This is a genomic window from Catenuloplanes atrovinosus (assembly GCF_031458235.1).
GTDB lineage: Bacteria > Actinomycetota > Actinomycetes > Mycobacteriales > Micromonosporaceae > Catenuloplanes > Catenuloplanes atrovinosus.
Window position 1 is genome coordinate 2,714,663 of sequence record NZ_JAVDYB010000001.1, and the last position, 22,579, is coordinate 2,737,241.

At 69.9% G+C, this 22,579-nt stretch carries 22 protein-coding genes and 1 pseudogene; 12 read left to right on the forward strand and 11 right to left on the reverse strand.

Going from position 1 to position 22,579, the window contains the following annotated elements:
* Positions 1 to 158: 158 nt before the first annotated feature.
* The 7 genes from J2S41_RS12165 (at position 159) to J2S41_RS12195 (ending at position 6,027) form a co-directional block, all read left to right on the forward strand.
* Positions 159 to 416, forward strand: a complete 258-nt coding sequence (locus J2S41_RS12165) for an SDR family NAD(P)-dependent oxidoreductase (protein ID WP_310366868.1) — start codon at positions 159 to 161, stop codon at positions 414 to 416.
* Positions 417 to 533: 117 nt separating this feature from the next.
* A complete protein-coding gene (locus J2S41_RS12170) occupies positions 534 to 686 on the forward strand; it encodes a helix-turn-helix domain-containing protein (RefSeq protein WP_310366870.1) in 153 nt (50 codons plus the stop codon).
* A 105-nt stretch (positions 687 to 791) separates the two neighbouring features.
* A complete protein-coding gene (locus J2S41_RS12175; protein ID WP_310366873.1) occupies positions 792 to 2,249 on the forward strand; it encodes an NAD-dependent succinate-semialdehyde dehydrogenase in 1,458 nt (485 codons plus the stop codon).
* Between the two features lie 47 nt (positions 2,250 to 2,296).
* Positions 2,297 to 2,449 carry a hypothetical protein gene (locus J2S41_RS12180; protein WP_310366876.1) on the forward strand — a complete coding sequence of 51 codons (153 nt, stop codon included), beginning with the start codon at positions 2,297 to 2,299 and terminating at the stop codon, positions 2,447 to 2,449.
* Between the two features lie 133 nt (positions 2,450 to 2,582).
* Positions 2,583 to 3,443, forward strand: a complete 861-nt coding sequence (locus J2S41_RS12185) for an NAD(P)-dependent oxidoreductase (RefSeq protein WP_310366878.1) — start codon at positions 2,583 to 2,585, stop codon at positions 3,441 to 3,443.
* Between the two features lie 259 nt (positions 3,444 to 3,702).
* Positions 3,703 to 4,710, forward strand: coding sequence for an alcohol dehydrogenase catalytic domain-containing protein (locus J2S41_RS12190; RefSeq protein ID WP_310366881.1), 1,008 nt, complete (start codon positions 3,703 to 3,705; stop codon positions 4,708 to 4,710).
* Between the two features lie 138 nt (positions 4,711 to 4,848).
* Positions 4,849 to 6,027 (forward strand): cytochrome P450, encoded by a 1,179-nt coding sequence (locus J2S41_RS12195; RefSeq protein ID WP_310366882.1) that lies wholly within the window; start codon positions 4,849 to 4,851, stop codon positions 6,025 to 6,027.
* Positions 6,028 to 6,198: 171 nt separating this feature from the next.
* Here the strand turns inward: J2S41_RS12195 and J2S41_RS12200 are convergent, their stop codons facing one another.
* The 3 genes from J2S41_RS12200 to asnB all read right to left on the reverse strand — a co-directional run bounded on the left by J2S41_RS12200 (position 6,199) and on the right by asnB (position 13,566).
* On the reverse strand, positions 6,199 to 7,599 hold the full coding sequence (locus J2S41_RS12200; RefSeq protein ID WP_310366885.1) for an esterase/lipase family protein: 1,401 nt from the start codon (positions 7,597 to 7,599) through the stop codon (positions 6,199 to 6,201).
* Positions 7,596 to 12,389, reverse strand: a complete 4,794-nt coding sequence (locus tag J2S41_RS12205) for a tetratricopeptide repeat protein (RefSeq protein WP_310366886.1) — start codon at positions 12,387 to 12,389, stop codon at positions 7,596 to 7,598. The genes J2S41_RS12200 and J2S41_RS12205 overlap by 4 nt, the downstream gene beginning before the upstream one ends.
* 94 nt (positions 12,390 to 12,483) lie before the next feature.
* Entirely contained in the window at positions 12,484 to 13,566 is a 1,083-nt protein-coding gene (gene asnB / locus J2S41_RS12210; RefSeq protein ID WP_310366888.1) for an asparagine synthase (glutamine-hydrolyzing), read from the reverse strand.
* Positions 13,567 to 13,736: 170 nt separating this feature from the next.
* On the opposite strand from asnB, the gene J2S41_RS12215 reads away from it, so the two are divergent.
* Positions 13,737 to 14,588 carry an N-acyl homoserine lactonase family protein gene (locus J2S41_RS12215; protein WP_310366890.1) on the forward strand — a complete coding sequence of 284 codons (852 nt, stop codon included), beginning with the start codon at positions 13,737 to 13,739 and terminating at the stop codon, positions 14,586 to 14,588.
* Positions 14,589 to 14,801: 213 nt separating this feature from the next.
* Here the strand turns inward: J2S41_RS12215 and J2S41_RS12220 are convergent, their stop codons facing one another.
* The 3 genes from J2S41_RS12220 to J2S41_RS12230 are packed head-to-tail and all read right to left on the reverse strand — an operon-like array spanning position 14,802 to position 15,439.
* Positions 14,802 to 15,032, reverse strand: coding sequence for an alpha/beta hydrolase (locus tag J2S41_RS12220; protein ID WP_310376352.1), 231 nt, complete (start codon positions 15,030 to 15,032; stop codon positions 14,802 to 14,804).
* Positions 14,942 to 15,157 (reverse strand): alpha/beta hydrolase, encoded by a 216-nt coding sequence (locus tag J2S41_RS12225; RefSeq protein WP_310366893.1) that lies wholly within the window; start codon positions 15,155 to 15,157, stop codon positions 14,942 to 14,944. Before J2S41_RS12225 ends, J2S41_RS12220 begins: the two co-directional genes overlap by 91 nt.
* A gap of 3 nt (positions 15,158 to 15,160) precedes the next feature.
* Complete coding sequence (locus tag J2S41_RS12230; protein ID WP_310366896.1) at positions 15,161 to 15,439, reverse strand: hypothetical protein; 279 nt, start codon at positions 15,437 to 15,439, stop codon at positions 15,161 to 15,163.
* Between the two features lie 226 nt (positions 15,440 to 15,665).
* On the opposite strand from J2S41_RS12230, the gene J2S41_RS12235 reads away from it, so the two are divergent.
* Complete coding sequence (locus J2S41_RS12235; protein ID WP_310366900.1) at positions 15,666 to 17,237, forward strand: Na+/H+ antiporter; 1,572 nt, start codon at positions 15,666 to 15,668, stop codon at positions 17,235 to 17,237.
* A 6-nt stretch (positions 17,238 to 17,243) separates the two neighbouring features.
* On the opposite strand, the gene J2S41_RS12240 is transcribed toward J2S41_RS12235, so the two are convergent.
* Positions 17,244 to 17,447: a (4Fe-4S)-binding protein gene (locus J2S41_RS12240; protein WP_310366903.1), complete on the reverse strand. Its 204-nt coding sequence runs from the start codon at positions 17,445 to 17,447 to the stop codon at positions 17,244 to 17,246.
* 96 nt (positions 17,448 to 17,543) lie between these two features.
* Between J2S41_RS12240 and J2S41_RS12245 the strand changes: the two genes are divergently transcribed.
* Positions 17,544 to 17,858, forward strand: coding sequence for a hypothetical protein (locus J2S41_RS12245; protein WP_310366905.1), 315 nt, complete (start codon positions 17,544 to 17,546; stop codon positions 17,856 to 17,858).
* A gap of 58 nt (positions 17,859 to 17,916) precedes the next feature.
* On the opposite strand, the gene J2S41_RS12250 is transcribed toward J2S41_RS12245, so the two are convergent.
* Complete coding sequence (locus tag J2S41_RS12250) at positions 17,917 to 18,687, reverse strand: SDR family NAD(P)-dependent oxidoreductase (protein ID WP_310366908.1); 771 nt, start codon at positions 18,685 to 18,687, stop codon at positions 17,917 to 17,919.
* Between the two features lie 130 nt (positions 18,688 to 18,817).
* On the opposite strand from J2S41_RS12250, the gene J2S41_RS12255 reads away from it, so the two are divergent.
* The gene (locus tag J2S41_RS12255; protein ID WP_310366909.1) at positions 18,818 to 19,450 is read left to right on the forward strand and encodes a TetR/AcrR family transcriptional regulator; all 633 of its coding nucleotides are present in this window, start codon (positions 18,818 to 18,820) and stop codon (positions 19,448 to 19,450) included.
* A 30-nt stretch (positions 19,451 to 19,480) separates the two neighbouring features.
* On the opposite strand, the gene J2S41_RS12260 is transcribed toward J2S41_RS12255, so the two are convergent.
* The 3 genes and pseudogenes from J2S41_RS12260 to J2S41_RS12265 form a co-directional block, all read right to left on the reverse strand.
* Positions 19,481 to 20,029 (reverse strand): hypothetical protein, encoded by a 549-nt coding sequence (locus J2S41_RS12260; RefSeq protein ID WP_310366911.1) that lies wholly within the window; start codon positions 20,027 to 20,029, stop codon positions 19,481 to 19,483.
* 82 nt (positions 20,030 to 20,111) lie between these two features.
* Positions 20,112 to 20,573, reverse strand: a pseudogene (locus tag J2S41_RS39820) (GPP34 family phosphoprotein); the annotation flags it as partial.
* Positions 20,470 to 21,072 carry a TetR family transcriptional regulator gene (locus J2S41_RS12265; RefSeq protein WP_310366914.1) on the reverse strand — a complete coding sequence of 201 codons (603 nt, stop codon included), beginning with the start codon at positions 21,070 to 21,072 and terminating at the stop codon, positions 20,470 to 20,472. The gene J2S41_RS12265 and the pseudogene J2S41_RS39820, both read right to left, overlap by 104 nt.
* Positions 21,073 to 21,201: 129 nt before the next feature.
* On the opposite strand from J2S41_RS12265, the gene J2S41_RS12270 reads away from it, so the two are divergent.
* The gene (locus J2S41_RS12270) at positions 21,202 to 22,167 is read left to right on the forward strand and encodes a CPBP family intramembrane glutamic endopeptidase (RefSeq protein ID WP_310366916.1); all 966 of its coding nucleotides are present in this window, start codon (positions 21,202 to 21,204) and stop codon (positions 22,165 to 22,167) included.
* Positions 22,168 to 22,579 lie beyond the last annotated feature (412 nt).

Here is a 22,579-nt window from a genome sequence, read left to right on the forward strand (position 1 = left end):
GGTGCCTAGCGTCCGCGCGCCGAGCAGCCCGGCTCGCACCCCGGACCGTGCGGAGATGCCTGGGAAGATGCGGGAGTGACCGGCCGGAATTCACGGTTGAATACACCCCCTGTGGGCGACCATCGAGAGCAGCCATGTCGTCGTTCCGGGAGAGGACCGTGGTCGTCACGGGGGCGGCCGGCGGCTTCGGGTCCGCGACGGCCCGGGCGTTCGCCGCCCCCGGCGCGCACATCGTGGTCTCCGACCTCCACGGGAATCCGGGTCCGCGCTCTGGCACCGGTCTGCCGTCGGCGGTCGCGGTCACCACGGACGTCACCGATCTCGTGGCGGCCGCGATTCTCTTCCTCGCCTCGGACCAGGCCGCCTTCCTGACCGGTGTCGTGCCCGACGTGGACGGCGGCCGCAGCATTCAGTGAAAGGCGTCCTGCCACTTCCGCATAGCCGCAGCTCAAGGCGGGCCGTGGGCGGGACCGGTCGCGAGCGCCCGGCGGTGATGCGACCGGCCTTCCGGGTGGTGGAACTAGCCTGCGGTCATGCCCCCGCGGTCGGCGAATATCGCTTCCGAGCCGAGCGCGGTGGCCGAAGCGATCGGCGTGCCGCAGCCCACGGCCACCCGCTGGATCGCGGTGCTCAGCGGGACCGTGGGTGTGCCGCTGACCCGCCGGTCCGGAACCCGGGGCGACTGACCGCGGCCGGCCGCATGCTCGCCGAGCGCGGGCGAGGCGCTGGCGGCCGCGGTCGCCCGGGCACAGGCCGCGCAAGAAAGCTCTCACGATGAGGAGTGCACCGCGATGAAGAACGTCGACGTTCCGGGCGTGCCACGGGGACTGCTGGTCGGCGGCGCCGAGCGGGATGCCGACGGCGGCGCCACGTTCGAGGTGGTCGATCCGGCGACCGGGGGCGTCCTGTGCGAGGTTGCCGACGCGGCACCGCGGGACGGGCTCGCGGCGCTGGACAGCGCGGCCGCGGCGGGACCCGGCTGGGCCTGCGTGCCGCCGCGCCGCCGGGCGGAGATCCTGCGCCGGGTCCACGACCTGCTGCTCGAACGCAGCGAGGAGTTCGCGTTGCTGATCACGCTGGAGATGGGCAAGTCACTCGACGAATCGCGTGCGGAGGTCGCGTACGGCGCGCAGTTCTTCCGGTGGTTCGCCGAGGAAGCGGTACGCATCGACGGCCACTGGAAGGTGAGCGAGGACGGCTCGGCGCGGGTGCTGGTGATGCGCCGGCCGGTCGGCCCCGCCCTGCTGATCACGCCCTGGAACCTTCCGCTGGCCCTGCCGGCCCGCAAGATCGCGCCGGCGCTGGCGGCCGGCTGCACCGTGGTCGTCAAGCCGGCCGAGCAGACCCCGCTCACCACGCTCAAGCTCGCCGCGCTGCTGGCCGACGCGGGCACGCCGGCCGGGGTGGTCAACGTCATCCCGACGAGCCGGCCCGCCGCGGTGACCGGCCCGATGATCCGCGACGACCGGTTGCGCAAACTGTCGTTCACCGGCTCCACCGAGGTCGGGCGGACCCTGCTGGCCGCGGCCTCGAACCAGGTGCTGCGCACCTCCCTGGAACTCGGCGGCAACGCGCCGTTCCTGGTGTGCCACGACGCCGACATCGATGCCGCCGTGTGCGGCGCGATCGTCGCCAAGACCCGCAACATCGGCCAGGCCTGCGTGGCCGCCAACCGCTTCTACGTGCACGCCGAGGTGGCGGACGAATTCGTCACGAAGTTCACCGAGCGAATGGAGGGGCTACGGGTCGGGCCGGGCACCGCGCCGGGTACCGACCTGGGACCGCTGATCGACGATCAGCAGCGGGCCCGGCTCGTCGCGCTGGTCGACGACGCTGTGCTGCACGGTGCCGAGGTCCTGACCGGCGGAACCGTGCCGGCCGGTCCCGGCTTCTTCTACCCGCCGACCGTCCTCACCGGAGTGTCGCCGGACTGCGCGATCACCCGGGAGGAGATCTTCGGACCGGTCGCCGCCATCCAGACGTTCACCGACGAGGCCGAGGCCGTCCGGGAGGCCAACCATACCGAGTACGGGCTGGTCAGCTATCTCTACACCCGCGACCTGACCCGCGCCGTCCGGCTCAGCGAGCAACTGGAGTCGGGCATGGTCGGCCTCAACCGCGGCCTGATCTCCGACGCGAGCGCCCCGTTCGGCGGCATCAAGCAGTCCGGGCTCGGCCGTGAGGGCGGCAACAGCGGGATCAGCGAATACCTGGAAGAAAAGTACGTAGCCATCGACATGCCGGCCTGACCGAACCGGACGGCCGTCGGCCTCCGTTCCCGGCCCCTGGAGCGCCGATGCCGAAAGCGCCGACGCCGCCGCGGATCGCCCTGGCAGCGGCCGTGGAAACCACCATCGACTGGCACGGCTACCTCGTCTTCGGCGCAACCACCGTACCGGTCTTCAACCCGCTGTTTCCCGCCGTCGGCTCCGGCGCCGCGGTCCCCTGAACCGATGCGTTGCGGTATGCGCGGGTCGTGCCGCCGCATAAGCCCAGGAGACGGCGGCGCAGAGTGCGGGTTCCGGCTCGCCGTCGAGCCGATCCCGGTGTACCGGATCCGGTGACGGGCGCACCATGGCGGCATGAGACCAACGGTTGCGGTCCTGGGTACCGGGATCATGGGTACGGGGATGGCGCGGAGCCTGCTGCGCGCGGCACTTCCGGTCGTGGTGTGGAACCGGAATCCCGCACGGAGCCGGCCCCTGGCCGAGGCCGGCGCGGTGGTAGCCGGATCGGTCGCGGCGGCCGTCGCGGACGCGGACGTCGTGATCACGAGCCTGCTCGACGTCGACGCCGTCGTGCAGACGGTCCGGCCGGCGCTCGGGCAGTTCTCCGACTCGGCGGTGTGGGTGCAGACGAGCACGGTGGGCACGGCGGGTACCGAGCGGCTCGCGGACCTTGCCCGGGAGGCCGGAGTCGCGTTCGTCGATGCCCCGGTCCTGGGCACGAAGGCGCCGGCCGAGAACGGCAGCCTGGTGGTCCTGGCGTCCGGAGACCCGGCCCTGCGCGCGAGCACTGCCGAGACCTTCGAGGCGATCGGGGCGAAGACGCTGTGGGTCAGCGCCGTTCCCGGCGACGCAAGCCGGCTCAAGCTGGTCCTCAACGCCTGGGTCGGCACTCTGATCGGCGGGATAGCGCAGTCCGTCGCGATGGCCGAAGGACTGGGGCTCGATCCACGGCTGTTCCTCGACGCGATCGCGGGTCAGGCCGTGGATTCCCGGTACGCGCAGGCCAAGGGCCGCATGATGATCGACCGCGACTTCACGTCGGCGTTCCGGCTGGGTGGGCTGCTCAAGGACACCGGGCTCATCGTGGACGCGCTGCGCGAGGCGGGGACGGACCCGGCGCTGGCCGCGGCGGTGCGGGACCGGCTCGATGCCGCGGCGGCGCGGGGGCATGCGGACGACGACATAGCCGCGGTCATCGCGTCCTATCGTGACTGACCCGGCCGGGCCGGCACCGGGCTCCGGGCCGTGACGAGAAGCGGCGCAACGGCGTACCGGGAATGGCGCCACCACTACTGATCACGGTGTGCCCGATATCGAATATTCCCAGCTCAGGAAGCGTACCGCGAGCCGTCGTGCGGCTCCGGCGTCGGGTGCGGTGATGACAGCCCGGCCGGTCACGTCGCACAGTTCTCCCAGCCACCGTCAACCGGGGAAGCGAACCGCGAAAGGGAGGACAGGGGCCATGGCCGGTCACATGCAAGCCGCCGTCATCACCAAGCCCGACGCCGCTTGGGAATTGCAGAGCCGTCCCATTCCGCAGCCCGCCGCGGGCCAGGTGCTGGTGCGGGTGCGCGCCTGCGGCATCTGCGGAACCGACCTCTGGATGGCGCGGAACAAGCTGTCGTACCGCCCGTTCCCGCTGGTTCTCGGCCACGAGGGGGTCGGCGAGGTGGTCGCTGTCGGCGCCGGCGTGACCACCCGCGAGGTGGGCGACCGGGTGGGCATGCCGATGGTGCAGAAGGGCTGCGGCCGCTGCGACTTCTGCCGCGAGGAGCACCCCAAGAGCTTCGTGACCGCCGCCAACTGCGCGAATCCGATCCTCACCGGCGTCACCGTGGACGGCGCACACGCCGACTACATGGTGGTGGACGCCGCCGGCACGGTCGGGCTGCCGGACGGCATCTCGTACGAGGACGCCGCGCCCACCCTGTGCGCCGGATTCACGGTGTGGGCGGCCCTGCGTCGCGCCAGCCTGAAGCCGAACGCGCGGGTCACCGTCGTAGGCATCGGCGGACTGGGCCACCTGGCCATCCAGTACGCGAAGGCGGCCGGCTACCACGTCACCGCGATCACCCACTCGCCGGACAAGCAGCAGATCGCCGTCGATCTCGGCGCCGACCAGGTCGTCCCGGACGGCGCCGCGCTGCGCGAGGCCGGGGGAGCCGACCTGATCATGCACACGGCCAGTCACCACGGCGTGGTGAACGACGCGCTGGCCGGGCTCAAGCCCTGGGGCAAGGTCGTCATGATGGGCATCGCGTTCGACGACATGTTCGTGCCGGCCCTCTCGCTGGTCTCGAACAGCCACCAGATCATCGGATCGGCGCACAACGGATACGAGTACCTGGAGGAGGCTCTCGGGTATGTGGCCCGGGGCGAGGTGAAGCCGCGGATCGAGGTTTTCGCCAAGGAGAGCGTGGCGGAGGCCTACGACCGGGTCGTGGCCGGCGACGTGCGCTTCAAGGCGGTCGTCACCTACTGAGCCGGCCGCCCGGGAGTGGGGCGTCGAGGCTTATCCGGCAGCATCTATCCGACCCAGCCTCCACTCGTCCTGCCCAGATAGTGCACCACCGCATCCGAGCGGTAGCGGAGTCCTTCCGGAAGGATGAACGATCCCGCCATGACTGACTCACACGTCGAATTCTTCGCGCAGCTGGACTGGTTCAGCCGCGCGGACGGCCAGCGTCTCGCCGCCGAGCTGGCCTGGTCACGCCGGGAGTGCCCGGTGGTCCACTCAGGCTACGACGGCGGCCAGTACGTGGTAACCCGCTACGACGACCTGCGCACGATCGGCGAGCATCCGGACGTCTTCAGCTCCTCGACTCCGGGAGTGCAGCATGTCCCGGTCGCGCTGCCACCTCTGGATCTCGACCCGCCACTGCATCGCGACTTCCGGCAGTTCCTCAACCCGTACTTCTCGCGGTCATTCCTCCAGCGGTACGTGCCGGAGATGCAACGACTGGCCGACTCGCTGATCGATGACGTGGTCGACAGCGGCCGCATCGAGTTCGTCAGCCAGTTCGCGATCCCGTTCACCGCCGGATCTCTCGCCCGCGTCGTGATCGACGACGACAACGAGACCAGGATGAAGCGCGCGATTGAAGCGGTGACCGGGGTAGCCACCGGAGATCAAAGCGCATTCGAGCGAGTGGCAGGCGTGGCCGCGGAAATCATATCGGAGCGGTACGCCGGCCCGCCCGGACGCGACGACGTGCTGCAATCGCTGGTCTCCGCCCGGGTCGACGGCGGCCGTCCCCTGTCGCTGGTCGAGCAGCTCGGCGTCGTCACTGTCCTGCTGCTCGGCGGCCTGGACACGACCCGCGGCGTGATTGCCCACATCGGTCGGTATCTCGCCGAACTTCCCGGCTTCGAGCAGCGGCTGCGCCGGCCCGACTGGGTCCGCCACGACCTGGACGAGCTGCTGCGCTACACCTCGACGGTGTCGGTCATGGGCCGCACCGTCACCAAGGACAACGACCTCCTGGGCTGCCCCCTCAAGAAGGGCGACCGGCTGGCGGTGCACTGGCAATCGGGCAACCGCGACGAGGCGAAGTTCGAGCATGCGGACGAACTCTGGTTCGATCGGCGGAGGAACCCGCACATTGCCTTCGGCGTGGGAATCCACCGGTGCCTCGGCCAGCAATTCGCCCGATTGCAGATCGAGATTGCCGTCGACCGCCTGCTGCGCCGCCTCACTCGTTTCTCCGTAGTACCCGGCACCGCTATCAAGGAAACGGTCGGAGTCGTGGCCGGGGCCCCCGAGGAGATGTTCCTGTCGTTCGACATAAACTCGGGCTGACACAAAGCGGACGGCGGAACCCTCGCTGATCCCCGGCCCGCCCCAGCCAGCTACCCGAATAGGTCCGACACGGACAAGCCGCTCAAGAGCACCTGTTCGATACACCATCCATTTTCGCCTTCGACGATTTCTGGAGCATTTGTGGGATATTCGACGGGTGCAATGGCTTGATCAGATTTCTTTAATCGGGTCCCATACGAGGATGTCGCTGCTGACCGGTGCGATGGTGGAGGTTGGAGTTAGTCCGGTGAGGTCGATGCTGTATGCACCGGGAGGCAGGCCTTCGATGGACGTAGTTGTGAGTGTGCTGTCGCGGGGCCGGACTATTCGCGAGGCGATGATTCTGCGGTTTTCGGCGGTCACGGTGATGCGGATGGGTTGGGGATCGTTGCCGGCGATTGCGACGCTGACGGGGAGCGCTTCGCCGGTGAGGATGAGGTCCGGTGTGTCGACACGCAGCGCGGTCGTGTGGGGTGCGCGCACGGTGATGGGGCTCGCGGTGAGGATGCCGTGGATCTCGTCGAGGACTGCTTTGTTGCGTTGGAGGTTGCCGTGCTGGTCGGGGACGCGGCGAAGTAGCGGGCTGTTCATCGGGATGTCGGGTCTGCTGGCGGCGACGATCGGGACGGTGGCGTCGCCGTAGAGGTCATCGTCGCCGTATGTGTTGCGCAGTTCGATGCCGGAACCGGTCAGGTTTGCGGTGGTCGCGGTTGGCTGGTGAATGCCGACGATGGCATGGGTGTCGGTAAGGCTGGCTGGGCGGCGGGACTCAGCCTCGGTGAGTAGGGCGTGGAAGCGGGCGCCGTTGGCGACGTTGCCGGTGGCGAGTTCCGGCAGGGAGATCTCGGTGGTCTTGGCTAGGCCGCTGGGCTGCTCGATGCAGGCGTACTCGGGTAGGAGCTGGTACATCGATGGCATGCTGCGGACGAGATCAGTCAGGTCGACGCTGAGTCGCCCGATGCCTTTGCGGGCGCCGTTGACCAGTTGTTCGAGAGCTTTGGCCGATCCGCGGTACGGGGTGCCGATGGTGATGAGTTTGTGGGTTGTCTCCGCGCCGCCGCAGTGCTCGATGTACCAGCGGGCGACCAGACCGCCCATCGAGTGGCAGACGAAGGACACTTTCGCGTCGGCGTAGGCGCCGCCTTGCTCGCGCCAGCGTTGCAGGGCTGGTTCGATGATGCGGGCGAGGCGTTGGCCGTTGTAGCGGTTGGACAGCCGCCAGTCGTAGGGGATCGGCAGGAGGTTGCCGGGTGGCGCCCCGGGGTCGTCGCGCGTTTCGCGGTAGCCGATGGAACGCAGTCGGGCGAGGAGCCGGTCGTATCCCTTGATAGGGGTCCAGATGCCGGGCAGCACATGGACGTCGGGCATGAGGCTGACGGGTTCTACGTCGTCGTCGGGGTGTTCGTCGCCGAGCCCGTCCGGCAGTTGCAGGACGCGAATGTTCCGGCCGAAGGTGCGGATCGCGCGTAGCGCGGAGCCGGCCGATGGCGCCCAGACCAGGCTGTCGCGGTGGCGCAGCGTGCTGCCGAGAATGCCGGGCAGCACGACGACGAGATCGGTGGGCGTGGTCATGCCGGAGCTCCTGGCGGCTGGTCCGGTGAGGTGAGAACGGCGATGAGGCCGAGAGCGGCGGGGTGAAGGCGGCCGATGCGCGCCAGTTGGTTGATCCAGGTGGTGGTCTGGTCGGGCGCGAGCCGGAGTGCCTGGGCGAGGGTTTGCGCCGCTTCGTCGGGATCGTCGGCTAAAGCGGCGGCCACGGCGCTGTAGAAGTGCGCGGTGGCTAACGCCTCGTCTGTTTCCGCGCTGGTGCGGGCCAGGAAGGACACGGCTTCCAGGGCGGTCCAGTCAGGGCTTTCAGCGATAGCGGCCATCAGATCGCTGAACTTCTCGGGATGTGTTAGGGCATCAAGGACAGGCTCCGCAGCCCCGATGTGGGCCAGTGCGAGGATCGCATCAGCACGCTCGGCAGCGCTGTTGTCCTGTTCGGCGAGCATGTCACGGATGGTGTCGGTGAGCAGGTCGTCGCGGTGTTCGGCGAGCATAGTGGCTTGGGTGGGCGGGTCGGCGGCGGCGAATTCGGCGGCGAGGACGGCCAGCAACAGCGGTTGGTAGGCCGCGGCGGTGCCGTGGGCGCGGGCGTTGCCGCGCAGCATGAGATACCGCTCAGCCTCCTGCTCGCTGAGGGCGAGGACGGCTTCGGCCACGGCACTGTCCGCACTTGGTGTCAGCAGCTCGGGGTGGGCTTCCAGGAAGTCGTATTCGTCGCGATAGGTGGGTGTGCCGATCCAGGCGCGGGTAACGTCGAGCAGGGCCGCATCGAGGGTCAGCCAGTCCGGTAGCGTACCGACCGCGTCGGTCCACGCGTGGTCGAAGCGGTCAGGGTCGGCATCCCGGTGCCTCCGCGCCTGATCGTGCAATGCGGCGAGCATCGGCCGGTCGCCCTCTGAGTAAGACACACCGGTGACCAACCACTCGATCGCCTCCAGCGTCCCCGGATCAGCCGCAGCCAAGCGAGCCAGCAGGAGGAACGCCACGTTCGAGGGCGCCGATTCGGCCAGGACGGCGTGCCAGAGCGCTTCTATATCGCCCCGCTGGCCGATCTCGCTGTAGCGGTTGCCGAGGTTGTTCAACGCCATGGCCAGGTTGGGCAGGAAGGCGGGGTTGGTGGCGGCCAAGTCCCGGTACAGGCGGACGGATTCCTCGGTGGGGTCGACCGCGTCGGCCCGCCGGCCGACCTCGCTGTAGCAGGTGCCGAGGTTGTTCAACGCGGCGGCGAGGTTGGGCAGGAAGGCGGGGTTGGTGGCGGCCAAGTCCCGGTACAGGCCTACGGATTCCTCGGTGAGGGCGACCGCGTCGGCCCGCCGGCCGACCTCGCTGTAGCGGTTGCCGAGGTTGTTCAACGCGGCGGCCAGGTTGGGCAGGAAGGCGCGGTTGGTCGCGGCCAAATCCCGGCGCAGGCGGACGGCTTCCTCGGTGAGGGCGACCGCGTCGGCCCGCCGGCCGACCTCGCTGTAGCGGACGCCGAGGTTGTTCAACGCGCCGGCCAGGTCGGGCAGGAAGGCGCGGTTGGTGGCGGCCAAGTCCCGGTACAGGCCTACGGATTCCTCGGTGGGGTCGACCGCGTCGGCCCGCCGGCCGACCTCGCTGTAGCAGGTGCCGAGGTTGTTCAACGCGCCGGCCAGGTCGGGCAGGAAGGCGGGGTTGGTGGCGGCCAAGTCCCGGTACAGGCGGACGGCTTCCTCGGTGGGGGCGACCGCGTCGGCCCGCCGGCCGACCTCGCTGTAGCAGGCGCCGAGGTTGTTCAACCCGCCGGCCAGGTCGGGCAGGAAGGCGGGGTTGGTGGCGGCCAAGTCCCGGCGCAGGCGGACGGCTTCCTCGGTGGGGTCGACCGCGTCGGCCCGCCGGCCGACCTCGCTGTAGCAGGTGCCGAGGTTGTTCAACGCGGCGGCGAGGTTGGGCAGGAAGGCGGGGTTGGTGGCGGCCAAGTCCCGGTACAGGCGGACGGCTTCCTCGGTGGGGGCGACCGCGTCGGCCCGCCGGCCGACCTCGCTGTAGCGGTTGCCGAGGTTGTTCAACGCCATGGCCAGGTCGGGCAGGAAGGCGGGGTTGGTGGCGGCCAAGTCCCGGTACAGGCGGACGGCTTCCTCGGTGGGGGCGACCGCGTCGGCCCGCCGGCCGACCTCGCTGTAGCGGTTGCCGAGGTTGTTCAACGCGCCGGCCAGGTCGGGCAGGAAGGCGGGGTTGGTGGCGGCCAAGTCCCGGTACAGGCGGACGGCTTCCTCGGTGGGGGCGACCGCGTCGGCCCGCCGGCCGACCTCGCTGTAGCAGGCGCCGAGGTTGTTCAACGCGGCGGCGAGGTTGGGCAGGAAGGCGGGGTTGGTGGCGGCCAAGTCCCGGTACAGGCGGACGGCTTCCTCGGTGGGGGCGACCGCGTCGGCCCGCCGGCCGACCTCGCTGTAGCAGGTGCCGAGGTTGTTCAACCCGCCGGCCAGGTCGGGCAGGAAGGCGGGGTTGGTCGCGGCCAAATCCCGGTACAGGCCGACGGCTTCCTCGGTGGGGTCGACCGCGTCGCCTCGCCGGCCGACCTCGCTGTAGCAGGCGCCGAGGTTGTTCAACGCGGCGGCCAGGTTGGGCAGGAAGGCAGGGTTGGTGGCGACCAAATCCCGGTACAGGCCGACGGCTTCCTCGGTAGGTCCTAGGCTTTGCTGCCGGTAACCCCATTCCCCGAAACGTGCAGCTGTGAGCAGCTTCGCGGACGCGACGTCAGGGACCAGCATGGGGTGACTGTCGGCGAGATGACGCAGCATGTCGACGCCGTCCGGGCCGGCGTCGGCGGCATGCCGCCACAAATACCGCCATAAATATGCTGGCCGTTCCACGTCAACCCCGTTATCGAGCCTCGCCCGATACAGAGAGGCAAGGGCGGCGGTGATCGCGGGGGCAGCCGGATCGAACAGCTCCTGGCCGTTTGCGCGGAAAGGTGCACGGATATGGTCGGCCAAGCTCTGGTGCGCCATCCGATACACCGCGCTGCCGCCCTCACCGTCCAGCACGATGTACCGGCCGAGCTGGTCCAGCAGCCAGCTGAGACCGTCGCGGTCAACGTGGCCGGCCGGCATGTTTACCGCGTTCGCGATGGCCAGCCACTCCTCCTCCGGCAGCCCCAAGCCGTAGCCACGAGTCAGCGCCGCCAGCAGAACCCGCGCCACCGCGACATGATCGCCTCCCGGCAGTTGAATGCCCGACGGCGCATTGATCACAGCCAGGTCGTTATCAAACGCCTGCTCCACAGACCCGGCAACCCGGTCCGCCCACCCCGGAGAGTCAGTGTCGACCGGCACAGCACTCAGCTGATCAGCAACCAGCCGGGCCAGCAGGAACGGCCGCCCGGACCCCCGATGCTCGGCGGTGATCCCGGCGCCGACCTGAGCGGCTACCACCGCCGCATCCATAGCCGGGTCCACACCCGCCAACCGGGCATCGACGTAGTCGATCACATCGCGGCGGGTTCCCTCCACCGCGTGCGGGGCATCTAGGTCGATACCCGCTCCGTCCGGGTTGAGTGTGGGCACCAGACCGGCGCCCCCATCGAGCCGGGGAAGATCACGGGTGGAAACCACTACCACAGCGAACCGGGACAGACGCAGCACCAGTTCCTCGGCCAGCGCGAACGCCTCACCGCGTGACTCGTCCAGCCCATCGACGACCACCACCGGAGAATCAGCCCCGGACTCGACGACCCGTTGAACCTGACCGATCAGCTCCGCGGCGTTACGGCGCGACTCTTGCGCCGCCAGCACACCGCACCTGACCAGCTGACCAGCAATCAACTCCGCGGCCTGGTCCACACTCAGCCCCCGGGCATGAATATGCGCCTGCACCGACCGCTCGCCCGGATCCTCGTGCACCCACGATCCGCCCTCGGCCAGCAGACGACCCCGCTCGTGCGGGTTTGACAAGCTGACCACCCGTCCCGTGATCGCGGACTTACCCGTGCCCGCCGAGCCGGTCACCACATACACACCCGGCCGACGAGCCCGAACCCATCCCACGACCTGATTCACCTGCTCCGTACGGCCGGTGAACCAGGACCGCTCCTCCTCCCGCGCCCCACCACGGGCCGCCCTCAGCAGGTGCTCCACCACCTGCTCCGGCGCCCCGGCATCAAACAGCGGGTTCGGCATCATCCACCACGCGCTGCCCCGGCCCAAAAACTGCGGCGACTGCCGATCGTCGCGCCACTCCTTGATTAACGCATCGCACAGGTCGTCGCCCCGGATCGACCGGTTATGCACCGACCATCGCAACCGCAGCACGGGATCCACCGGCCCCCGGGCCAGCAACGCCCGCAAGCGTTCACCCAGCAGACCATCCTGCGCTGTCTCGACTGCCATACAAGACGTCAGCACACCCACCCAAAGCCGATTGACTTCGAGCGGAAGGTACTGCAGCACTTCCGCGGCCACCATCGCCGCCGACAAACCCTCACCAGAAAAGCACGTATCCAAAATTAGCAGCAACTGACTTGCACCGGACGCCGCGCAATACCCCGCTACATCCGCAGCGCTGATTCCCTCAGCTAGACCGAAACCGCTGTCACAGGCCAGCAACCGCAACCCGGACGGCGAGCCGATCCCGTGCCCCGCCCACAAAAACACCAAAACCCCGCCGGACTGCCCGCCCGCGAGCCCACGAAGCCCGGCACGCGCGGCACCTTCGTCCGGATCTGACAAGATCGTCTCCACGAAATCCGCACCAAGCAACTCCGCGAACGCCGTGACATCCGGCACCGCGCGCGGCAAAGCCACATGCCGATCCTGATCATAGGCGCCGACACCAACACCAAAGAACCGCTCCACCACCCGGCACCCTCCTGCGTCATCCGCGACGAGCGCACCCGACGGTACACATCCCACCGATAATCGCATCGACAAATACCCGACAGCAGAAACGTCCTCAGCCAAACCAAACTGCCCGCTTCAATCGGGTAGTGGCGCCCTCAGTAGATATCCCGTAGCAAATATTCAGGAATGCTCGTTTTCTTGACACTCCCCGCCACAACGCCATCTGGTACCCGGCAGGAGATCTGTTCTGAATCAAGTCATGATCAGATATCCGGATCTGCCGTCGAGCGCGCGGCGGTAGCCGAAAGCAGTCACGCGGCGTGATTGGCGTCGGCATGGCTTGGAGCGCACGCAACGGGGTGTCGGGCGCGTCCCGTACCGCGTCGGGCCGGAAGTTCTCGGTCTGCCCGGCGAAGTCGATGGCACAGGTGCGGATGCGTGGGCCGGACGTCGGTGGGCCGGCGGCGATGGCGGTGAGTGTCGAGGAGTCCAGGCCGCCGGAGAGCAGTGTGCATAGTGGCACGTCGGCGATCAGTTGCTCGGTGACCGCTTCCTGCAGTAGTTGCCGTACGGTGCGTACGGTGGTGGGCAGGTCGTCGGGGTGCTCCTCGGTGTGCAGCGACCAGTAGCGCTGGTGGCGCACGCCGGTTCGGTCCGCGATTACCAGTTGTCCTGGCCGTACGTCGTACATGTCGCGGTAGGGGGTTCGGCCGGGGGAGGTGAAGTGTGTCAGCAGTTCACGCAGTCCGTCCGGGTCGACCTCGGCGGTGACGGCGGGGTGGGCCAGGATTCCTTTCGGTTCGGAGGCGAAGAGTAGCCCGTGTGGGGTGGGCCGGTAGTACAGCGGTTTGACGCCGATTCGGTCGCGGCCCAGGATCAGGCGTTGGTGCGCGTGGTCCCACAGGCCGAAGGCGAAGATTCCGCGCAGTCGTTCGACGAACTGGTCGCCCCACTGTAGATAGGCGCGCAGGAGCACTTCGGTGTCGCTGTCGGTGCGGAACGGGTGGCCGTGGCCGCGTAGTTCGGTGCGTAGTTCCCGGAAGTTGTAGACCTCGCCGCTGTAGGTGATTACGGCGGTCACGGTGCCGTCGCGCCGGACGGTCATCGGCTGGGTCCCGCCGGGGATGTCGATGACCGCGAGCCGCCGATGTCCGAGCGCGATGCTCTCGTCGAGCCAGACGATGATCCCGCACATGGTCCCCGCACATCCGGACAGGCAACGTAGAGTCCCACACCTTCAGATCCCGCGAGCAGTCGTCGAGGTTCTGGTCGACGGTGCCCGAGTTCTGGGTGGCGAGGAGTACCGCGGCGGCGGTCGCTCTGGTGAGATTGCCGGGTTGCTGCTGGAGAACCCGAGGACCGACGATGACCAACATCATCCCCATCAAGACCGGCACCATCCGGATCCGTACCAAACACCGTGCCGCCGACATGGGTAAACCGGTGTGGCGCCGCCGGCTCGAGCTGCTCACGGACCGGGACTGGACCGGGCCGCTGCCCATCTACACGTATCTGATCGAGCACGAGGAGGGGCTGATCCTGCTCGACTGCGGCGAGACCTCCCGGCCCGGGTTCTTCCCGTGGTGGCACCCGTTCTTCCGGTTCGGCGTCGACTTCAACGTCGAGCCGGGTGACGAGATCGGCCCGCAACTGCGGGCCCGCGGCATCGACCCGTCCAGGGATCTAAAAGCCCTCGTGCTGTCGCACCTGCACCATGACCACGCCGACGGGCTCGAACACTTCAAGGGCACCGAGATCGTCGTGTCGGAGGAGAACTACCAGGCGTCGAAAGGCCTGCATGGCGCGATCTTCGGCGCGATCCCGTCGCGGTGGCCGTCCTGGTTCGACCCGACCCGGCGGGCATTCGACGGCCCAGCCGTCGGCGGCTTCCCGGCAAGCATCCCGCTGACCGCCGACGGCACCGTCTTCGCCGTACCCACACCAGGGCACATGCCCGGGCACGTCTCGGTTGTCGTGCGCGACAAGGACGTGACCTACTTCCTCGCCGGTGACGCCACCTACGACCAGGACCTGCTCCAGCAGCGCATCATCGACGGCGCATCCGGCGATGTCGGTGCCTCACTGAAGACCACGGAGCGCATCCTGGCCTTCGCCAGCACCGAGCCGACCGTCCTGCTGCCCGCTCACGATCCCGCCGCCGAGCAGCGACTCGAGGAACGGCGGCTGCTCACACCCGTGCCCGCCGGGCAGGGTTGAGGCAACAAAGGTCTGCGCAGGGCAGACCTCGTCGTGGTGGCGTTTCTTGTGTGGAGACTCGATCACTCCCCACGACGGGGCTTTTCTATTGGCACGTCCTGAAGCCGAGCGTGTTACGTACCTGAGCTGAACCCGGGGAAGATCAGGAGGCGAAAAGACTGAAGCGTAGCCATGGCCGGGCCGGGCCGGGGCGCGAGCATCCGGCCCGGCGGATCAGCGGGCCGTCAGGACGGATGCTGGGCGCGGCGGCGCGACCGGTGGCAGCTGTTGTCCATCGGTGTGCTGGGCCGGTCTTCCGCTGAACGGCTGCGGCGCGTCGGCGCACACCGTGCCGGTCGCCGGTACCCGGCCGGTCAGCAGGTAGGCGTCGATCGCGGCGGTCGCGCAGTCGCGCAGTCGCTCAGCCCGTAGGCGGTGTGTCCCCAGTTGTTGGTGGACAGCAATCGCGCGTTCGGCATGGACCGGCTGGTCGGCACCGCACCGGCGTAGTTCCGATAGTTGCCGACCACCAGCAGCGGCGCGGCCGTGCGCCGGTTGAACGGGCCGGTGTACGGGTCCTCGTCCCGCACGGTTCAGGCGTCGCCGGCGCAGGTGCTGTCGTTCCAGCCCGGCGCGCTGCCGAAGTGCGGGACGTCGCTCATGAGGCGCGGCGAGCGCGGTGCCCGGAAGGCTGGGCCGCCGGGGTTGACGAACAGGCTGCCGATCCGGTTCGCCCGGTCCCGGGCCTTGACCCGGAGGACGGCGACCTCGGTGGTGGCGCCGCGCGGCCGGTCGTGGTCGAGCGGCAGCCGCACCGTGGCGCACTCGGCGATCTCGTGACAGGCCGACCAGGCCAGTACGGGCGTGGGCACCGCGTCGACCCGGCGGCTCTCGGCCCCGCTCGTCCGGGACCGCCGCGTGGGCGCCGCCGGCGGTAGCGACCAGCACCGCGGTCACACCTCCGACGACGAGTCGTCTCCAGGGCGCGGGCGGCTCGGCGGGGAGGCAACACCGTGTTGCCGGGACAGGGTCAAGCCACCGGCGGGTGTGAGCAAGCGGACCCGGTTCCGGCCCGGGTCACTGCCTAAGCTGTCGGCCATGGAAGGCATCGTGGACACGGTCGTGCTGATCGTGATCGCCGTGACCGGGGCCGCGCTGGCCCGCCGGCTCGGATTCGTCGCACCGCTGGTGTTGCTGGTGGCGGGCCTCGGCCTGTCGTTCGTGCCGGGCCTGCCGGTGGTGCACCTGGAGCCGGAGCTGGTGCTGGTCGGCATCCTGCCGCCGCTGCTCTACGTGGCCGCGTTGCAGACCTCGGTCCCGGCCTTCCGCCGGGCGCTGCGGCCGATCATGCTGCTCGCCGTCGGCCTGGTCATCTTCACGGCGCTGATCACCGGTGTGCTGCTGCATCTGCTGCTGCCGGAGGTACCGCTGGCCGCCTGTGTCGCGCTCGGTGCCGTGGTCGCGCCGCCGGACGCGGTGTCCGCGACCGCGATCGCCCGCCGGATCGGCCTGCCCCGCCGGATCATCACGTTGCTCGAGGGCGAGAGCCTGCTCAACGACGCGACCGCGCTGGTCCTGGTGCGCATCGCCGGTGCCGCGCTGACCGGGACCGCGGTCGGCTTCTGGGAGATCGGCCGGGACGTGGTGGTGATCGCCGGTGGCGGCCTGGCGCTCGGCTTCGTGGCCGCGATCCTGGCCGCCTGGCTGCACCGGCGGATCGAGGACCCGATGCTGGACGACGCGCTGTCGCTGCTCACGCCGTTCGTCGTGGTGGTGGTCGCGGAGACGCTGCACACCTCCAGCGTGGTCGCGGTCGTGGTGGCCGGCCTCTATCTGGGCCACCGCATCCCGGAACTGCTGTCGCCGACCTCCCGGCTGCAGATGGAGGCGGTCTGGCGTCTGGTCAACTTCCTGCTCGAAGGCGTGGTGTTCCTGCTGGTCGGCCTGCAACTGCGGGACCTGGTCGCCGACCTGGAGACCGGCCTGGTCACCACGGTGCAGGCGACCGCGCTGGTGCTCGGCGCGATCGTGGTGCTCCGGTTCATCTGGATGTACCCGGCGACGTACCTGGTGCGGCTGATCCCGCGGATCCGCGACCGGGAGGAACGCCCGCCGGCCGGCCAGCCGACCGTGGTCGCCTGGGCCGGCATGCGCGGCGTGGTCACGCTGGCCGCCGTGCTGACGCTCCCGGCGTCCGACGAGGTGCCCGGCGGCTACCCGCGGGATCTGTTCGTCTTCGTGGCCTTCGCGATCATCGTGCTGACCCTGCTGATCCAGGGCACCACGCTGCCGTGGCTGGCGAACCGCCTGGGCGTACGCGAGGACACCGGCACCGCGGACGCGCTGGCCGAGGCCGCCGTGCAGACCCGGGCCACCCGCGCCGCCCTGGACGCGCTGGAGCGGCAGGCCGGCGACGCGCCCGCCTCGGTGGTGGACCGGCTCCGCGCGATGGCCGAGCACCGCGACCACGGCGCGTGGGAGCGGCTGGGCCGGCAGGACCGCGAGACGCCGTCCGCGGCGTACCGCCGGCTCCGGCGCGACATGATCGCGGCGGAACGGGAGGTGTTCCGGACCGCCCGCGACGAGGGCCGGATCCCGGACGAGGTGCTCACCCGCGCCCAGCGCGACCTGGACCTGGAGGAGTCCCAGCTGCACCGGGCCGAGGACTGACCCGGATCAGGCCGGCCGGGTGTACCGCAACGCGCCACTCGGGCAGCGGGTCACGACCTCGGCCACCGCGTCCGCGTTGTCCGGGGCGATCCACATGCCGGAGCCGGCACGCTGGTGCTGCCGGGCGAGGGCCGGGAGCGGCAGGCAGTGCGGGGCTTCGACGGCCGGGCCGTCATCGGTGACGATCTCGATGTCCCGCGGCTCTGACAACGAGGGTGACGCAAGGTACGGACGCCTGTCGCCACCCGCTGATCGGCGCGCCCGCCGGGTTGACCTCGTCGTGGGTACATGGTTCTCACTGGAGCGGTGGACACCGAGCGAAAGCGTGGCGTGGGCCGGGTACTGGCCCTGACAGTGACGACCGGCCTGATCGGTGCGTCGGCGGTGGTGCCGCCCGCGACCGCCGGCCAGGGCTCCGGGCGGGCCGCCCCGCCGGCCTGGGGCGCGCGGCCGGCGATCCCGACGGCCGGATGTTCCGGCCCGCGACCCGGAACGCTCAGCCCGTCCGCCCCCGCCCACGTGCCGGGGGTGACCGCCCACCTCGAGCCGGGGGAGGGCCACCTGTCGATGATGGCCGGCGCCGTCGGCCGCATGCTCGACGAGCTCGGCACCGCCCGCTGACCGGCACCATGGAACCGGCCGGCTCGGGCGGAGTGCCTGCCCGACCCGGCCGTCGCGGTCATGCGTTCTGAATCCAGCCGGTCGTCTGCACCGGGGGCTTGGGCGGCTCGACCGCGGTCAGGCCGCCGTCGACGGGGATGACGGTCGCGTTGACGTACGAGCCGCCGGGACCGGCGAGGAACGCGATCACCTCGGCGACGTCCTGCGGCTGGCCGACGCGGCGCAGCGGGATGAGGTCGATGTACCGGTCCAGCCACATCGCCGGGGCGCTGGTGTAGGTCGGCCCGGGCGAGACCGCGTTGACCCGCACATTGGCCGGGCCGTACTCGGCGGCGAAGGCCCGGGTGATGGCGTTCACCGCCCCCTTGGTCGCGACGTAGATCGCGTTGTTGTCGTCGCCGAGAACGGCCGACCCGCTACTGACGTTGATCACGCTGCCGCCGCCACGCTCGGCCATCTTCGGCGCCAGGGCGGCCGTCAGCAGGAAGATCGCGCGGACGTTGCTGTCGAACAGCGTGTTGTACTGCTCGGTGGTGAAGCTGGCGCTGGGACCGAAGGCACCGGCCCCGGCACTGTTCACCAGGATGTCGACCTCGCCGGCCTCCTGGGCGAGCCGGCGCACGTCGTCCTCGCTGGTCAGGTCCGCGGCGACGAACCGGGCCGCGCCGCCGTCGGCCTTGATCTTCTCGACCACCTCGGCCCCGCGCTCCGGGTTGCGCCCGGAGATCACCACGTGCGCGCCCCGCGCGGCCAGGGTGATGGCCGTCGCCCGCCCGATGCCGCTGGTGCCGCCGGTAACCAGGGCCGTCTTGCCGGTCAACTCGCTCATGAACTTCCTCCGCTCTAGATGATGCTGCCGTAACCGCTTTGAGCAGGCCATAATTCCGGACCGATCGATCGGTGCAGAATTACGGTAGCACTTGTGGATCGATCGGTACGCAATTGGTAAGCTCGATCACGTGAACACCCGGAGGAACGCACCCGTCGGCCGGCCCCGGGCCTTCGACGCCGACGAGGCTCTCGACCGGGCGATGCGGGTGTTCTGGCAGAACGGCTACGAGGGCGCGAGCCTGCCCGACCTGCTCGGGGCGATGGGCATCAGCCGCACGAGCATGTACGCGGCGTTCGGGAACAAGGAGGACCTGTTCCGGAAGGCGCTGGCGCGCTACGCCGACGGCCCGGCGTCGTACGGTGCCGAGGCGGTGGCCGCGCCGACCGCCCGCGAGGTGGCAACGGTCTTCCTGCACGGCGCGGTCCGCAGCGCGACCATGCCGGGTTACCCGACCGGGTGCCTCAGTCTGCGGGCCTCCCTGATCGGCGGCGAGGACGGGCAGGTCATCCGGGACCTGCTGGCCGCGTGGCGCGACGAGACCAGCGCCATGCTGCGGAAGCGTTTCCAGCGGGCCGTCGACGAGGGCGACCTGCCCGCGGGGACCGACCCGGCGCTACTGACCCGGTACGTCATGACGATCGGCAACGGCGTCGCGGTCCAGGCCGCCGCCGGCGCCCCGCGTGACGAACTCCAGCTGATCGCCGACGCCGTCCTGCGGAGCTGGCCGCCCGTGCTCGCCCGGCCGCACGGGGAAAGCTGACCGGCGGACCGCACCGGGACGGCCGAGGGCTCAGTCATCGGTTCCGCCTTTCGGCGGTGGGGGCGCGCCGCCGGCGGCCAGGACGCCGGCCCGGCGCAGCACGTCGAGTTGCGCGGGGTTGTAGAGCGACGACACGGCGTCCAGAAAGGTCTGCTGGGTGACGTGCTCGCTCCCGGACAGATGCCCGGCCGGATCACGGAGCCACGGGTGGTCGAGCAGACTCCGGGAGACGATCGGTGCGAGTCGGTCGGCGAGGTCCTGCCGGGTCGCCTCGTCCGCATCCGGAGGCAGGGCGGCGATCTCCGCGCTGACCGGGTCGGTGCCCGCCTCGGCCAGGCGTCGCAGATCCTTCAGCGCGTCCTCGTCGAAGAACTGGGTGTAGGCGGGGAGGGGCGAGGCGCCGTCCCCGGAGCCGGCCGCGGGCTCGTCCGGCGCGCTGTCGCGCAGGAGGACGGCGATGCCGGAGCGGGCCTTGCTCAGCCGCTCGACCTCCGCCGACAGAACGGCGTCGACCTCCCGCAGCACCTCCGGCGCGACATCGCCGTCCGGTCCGGCCGCGCCGATCTGGGACAACGGCACCCCGAGTTCCGCGAGGCGGCGGATGCGCAGCAGGTCGGAGAGATGCCGGACACCGTACTGCTTGTAGCCGCTTGAGACAGTCCCACCCCAGCCACAGGATGTCGTCGGCCGGAGGCCGGTCCGCGACCGCCTCCACCCGGATCGAGCCGGCCGGGCCGGGAACGGTGCGCACGTGCCCGCCGAGCCCCAGATCGGCGAGCAGCGCCCCGGCGAGCGCATGACTCAGCGCCCGCCCGCCGGTGATGGCCCCGGTCTCGGGACTCGGCCGGGACAGCAGCAACGGCAGATCCTCGGGGAGGTTCGGTGGCCCGGTCTCGCCGGAATGCTCGGCCAACGCCGCTCCTTTCGGTGGAACTCGATGCGGGCAGGCCGCCAAGTCGAAGCCGTGTTCCGGGAACAGGGTCAAGTGGATCGGGGAGCGGATGGCGGGTGAGTGTCGTCTATGCCCCGCCGAGGACGCAGTCGACGGCCGTGTAGAGGGTTTCGGTCTCGGACCTGAGGATCGATTCGTCGGTGGGCAGGGCCCGTTCGATCGACAGTCCATCGAGGACGGCGGACAGGAACCGTACCCGGCTCGCCTGGTCCTCCTTGGGCAGGGCGCCCTCGTCGGCGAGAACCGTCAGCCAGTACTCGATGCGGCGCCGGCCCGCCTGATCCATGGCGCGATACGCGGCGCGTACGTCCTCGGTCGGGGCGGATGCGATGTAGGTCCGGTACGCCTTGGTCCACGTCTCGCGCGCCTGCTGCCCGGTGCCGGTCGGGGCGAGTGCCTGCCGGAGGCAGTTGACCAGCCGGTCCCGGGCCGGCAGTGACCGGTCGTGGATCTGTTCGTCGGGGAACAGGTGACCGTAGATCCGGGCGAGCACGGCGTCCTGGAGTGCGCGCTGGTTCGGGAAATGGAACCTGAGGGAGCCGGTGCTCACCCCGGCGCGTGCCGCGACCGCACGCACGCTCAGCTTCGCCGTCGCGTCCTCGGCGAGCATCGCCGCGGCCGCCGCGAGAACCCGTTCGCGCGAGCCGGTGCTGCCGTCCTTCTGTGCCACGGACCACTCCTATTACAGCGTACTAGTACGCCGTGCTAGCTTCGCACGGGCGCAGCTCGTCAGTGACGCGGCGGCGTTCTCGCCTATCGCGGCCGAGCCGGGAACCCAACCACACCCACAGAGGAAATCATGACCACGATGATCGAGCCGAACTGGCTGCTCACCCCGGGTGAACCTCGCAACGGGCCGGCAGTCCCGGCCGGCGTGGAGTACCACCGGGTGCTCGCCGGCGAGAAACGCCGGATCGGCCGGGGCATCCTCGCGATCGTTCTCCTGCTGGCCGGACTCGTCGTCTTCCCGACCGCCATCGGCGGGGCGGCTGCGCTCATCGACCAGCGGATGGGCCGGACCCCGCCGATTCTGGGCGGCACCGACTACACGCCCCTGTCCCACGCCAGCGCGATGATCGCCCTCGGCCTGCTCGTACCGTGGAGCATGCTCATCCAGCGGTGGCTCTACCGCGTGCCCGGTGCATCCCTGCACTCGGTGACGTCCCGGTTCCGCTTCGACCTGCTCGGCCGATCGCTCCTCGTCTTCGGTCCCGCGTGGCTGGTCGTCAACATCCTCGGCGCGCTCGCACCGGTCGAGGAGTCACCCTGGTCGCAGTACGACCTCATCGCCATCTTCCTCGCCACGATGCTCCTCACCCCGCTGCAGTCGGCGGGCGAGGAGTACGGCGTACGTGGGCTGATCTTCCGGGTCATCGGCAGCTGGACCCGCAACCCGCGGGCCGGGCTGGTCGCCGGGGTGGTGGGCTCGAGCGTGCTGTTCACCGCCGTTCACGGCGCGACGGACCCGTACCTCATCATCTGGTATTTCGTGCTCTGGACCGCGCTGGCCGTCATCACCTGGCGCACCGGCGGGCTGGAGATCGCGGTCATGCTCCACGCCGTCCTCAACACGTTCACCTTCGTCCTGGCCACCAGCCTGCGGGTGGACCTCGGTGCGGCGACGCAGGACCGCTCGGCCGGTGTCGGCTCCCCGTACCAGTTGGTCCCCGCCCTCGCGGTCATCGTCATCACCGCGATCGTCTGGTGGTGCACCCGGAGAACCGGCCCGGCCACGACGTGCCGGGGAGCGGGTTACGACTCGTAAAAGCTCCTCACGCGATCTCGCGTTAGTCATTTGATCAAGCGTCGCCAGCGGCTCAGGGCGCAGCCGAGGCTGACGAAGGCCCCATGGAGGTCGAGGTGGCGTTCCCAGCGGATGGCCAAGGCGGCGGGACTGGTGGAGCAGGGCGATGCCCTACTCCACGACGTAGCGCAGCAGGCCAAGCCTTTGACGCGCTTGCGTCCACGCCGCGGAATGATCGGCTCGGTGCCGCGACGGCGGCACTGTGCCCTGAATCCCTTGCTGTCATAGCCCTTGTCGGCCAGCAGGGCTGGGAACCTGGACCGTGGCCGGCCCACCCGGCCGGGGACCGGCGGCCCGGAATCGAGGTGATGCTTGGAACCGGGCTTGCCGCGGTTGACCGGCGACGAACCTGTGCCGGCCCCCTTTTTTCGCG

What these genes read in the sequence shown, in the direction of transcription:
- J2S41_RS12170 (WP_310366870.1), top strand. Translation starts at nt 534, where the DNA reads ATGCCCCCGCGGTCGGCGAATATCGCTTCCGAGCCGAGCGCGGTGGCC.
- J2S41_RS12175 (WP_310366873.1), top strand. Translation starts at nt 792, where the DNA reads ATGAAGAACGTCGACGTTCCGGGCGTGCCACGGGGACTGCTGGTCGGC.
- J2S41_RS12180 (WP_310366876.1), top strand. Translation starts at nt 2,297, where the DNA reads ATGCCGAAAGCGCCGACGCCGCCGCGGATCGCCCTGGCAGCGGCCGTG.
- J2S41_RS12185 (WP_310366878.1), top strand. Translation starts at nt 2,583, where the DNA reads ATGAGACCAACGGTTGCGGTCCTGGGTACCGGGATCATGGGTACGGGG.
- J2S41_RS12190 (WP_310366881.1), top strand. Translation starts at nt 3,703, where the DNA reads ATGCAAGCCGCCGTCATCACCAAGCCCGACGCCGCTTGGGAATTGCAG.
- J2S41_RS12195 (WP_310366882.1), top strand. Translation starts at nt 4,849, where the DNA reads ATGACTGACTCACACGTCGAATTCTTCGCGCAGCTGGACTGGTTCAGC.
- J2S41_RS12200 (WP_310366885.1), bottom strand. Translation starts at nt 7,599, where the DNA reads ATGACCACGCCCACCGATCTCGTCGTCGTGCTGCCCGGCATTCTCGGC.
- asnB (WP_310366888.1), bottom strand. Translation starts at nt 13,566, where the DNA reads ATGTGCGGGATCATCGTCTGGCTCGACGAGAGCATCGCGCTCGGACAT.
- J2S41_RS12215 (WP_310366890.1), top strand. Translation starts at nt 13,737, where the DNA reads ATGACCAACATCATCCCCATCAAGACCGGCACCATCCGGATCCGTACC.
- J2S41_RS12235 (WP_310366900.1), top strand. Translation starts at nt 15,666, where the DNA reads ATGGAAGGCATCGTGGACACGGTCGTGCTGATCGTGATCGCCGTGACC.
- J2S41_RS12250 (WP_310366908.1), bottom strand. Translation starts at nt 18,687, where the DNA reads ATGAGCGAGTTGACCGGCAAGACGGCCCTGGTTACCGGCGGCACCAGC.
- J2S41_RS12270 (WP_310366916.1), top strand. Translation starts at nt 21,202, where the DNA reads ATGACCACGATGATCGAGCCGAACTGGCTGCTCACCCCGGGTGAACCT.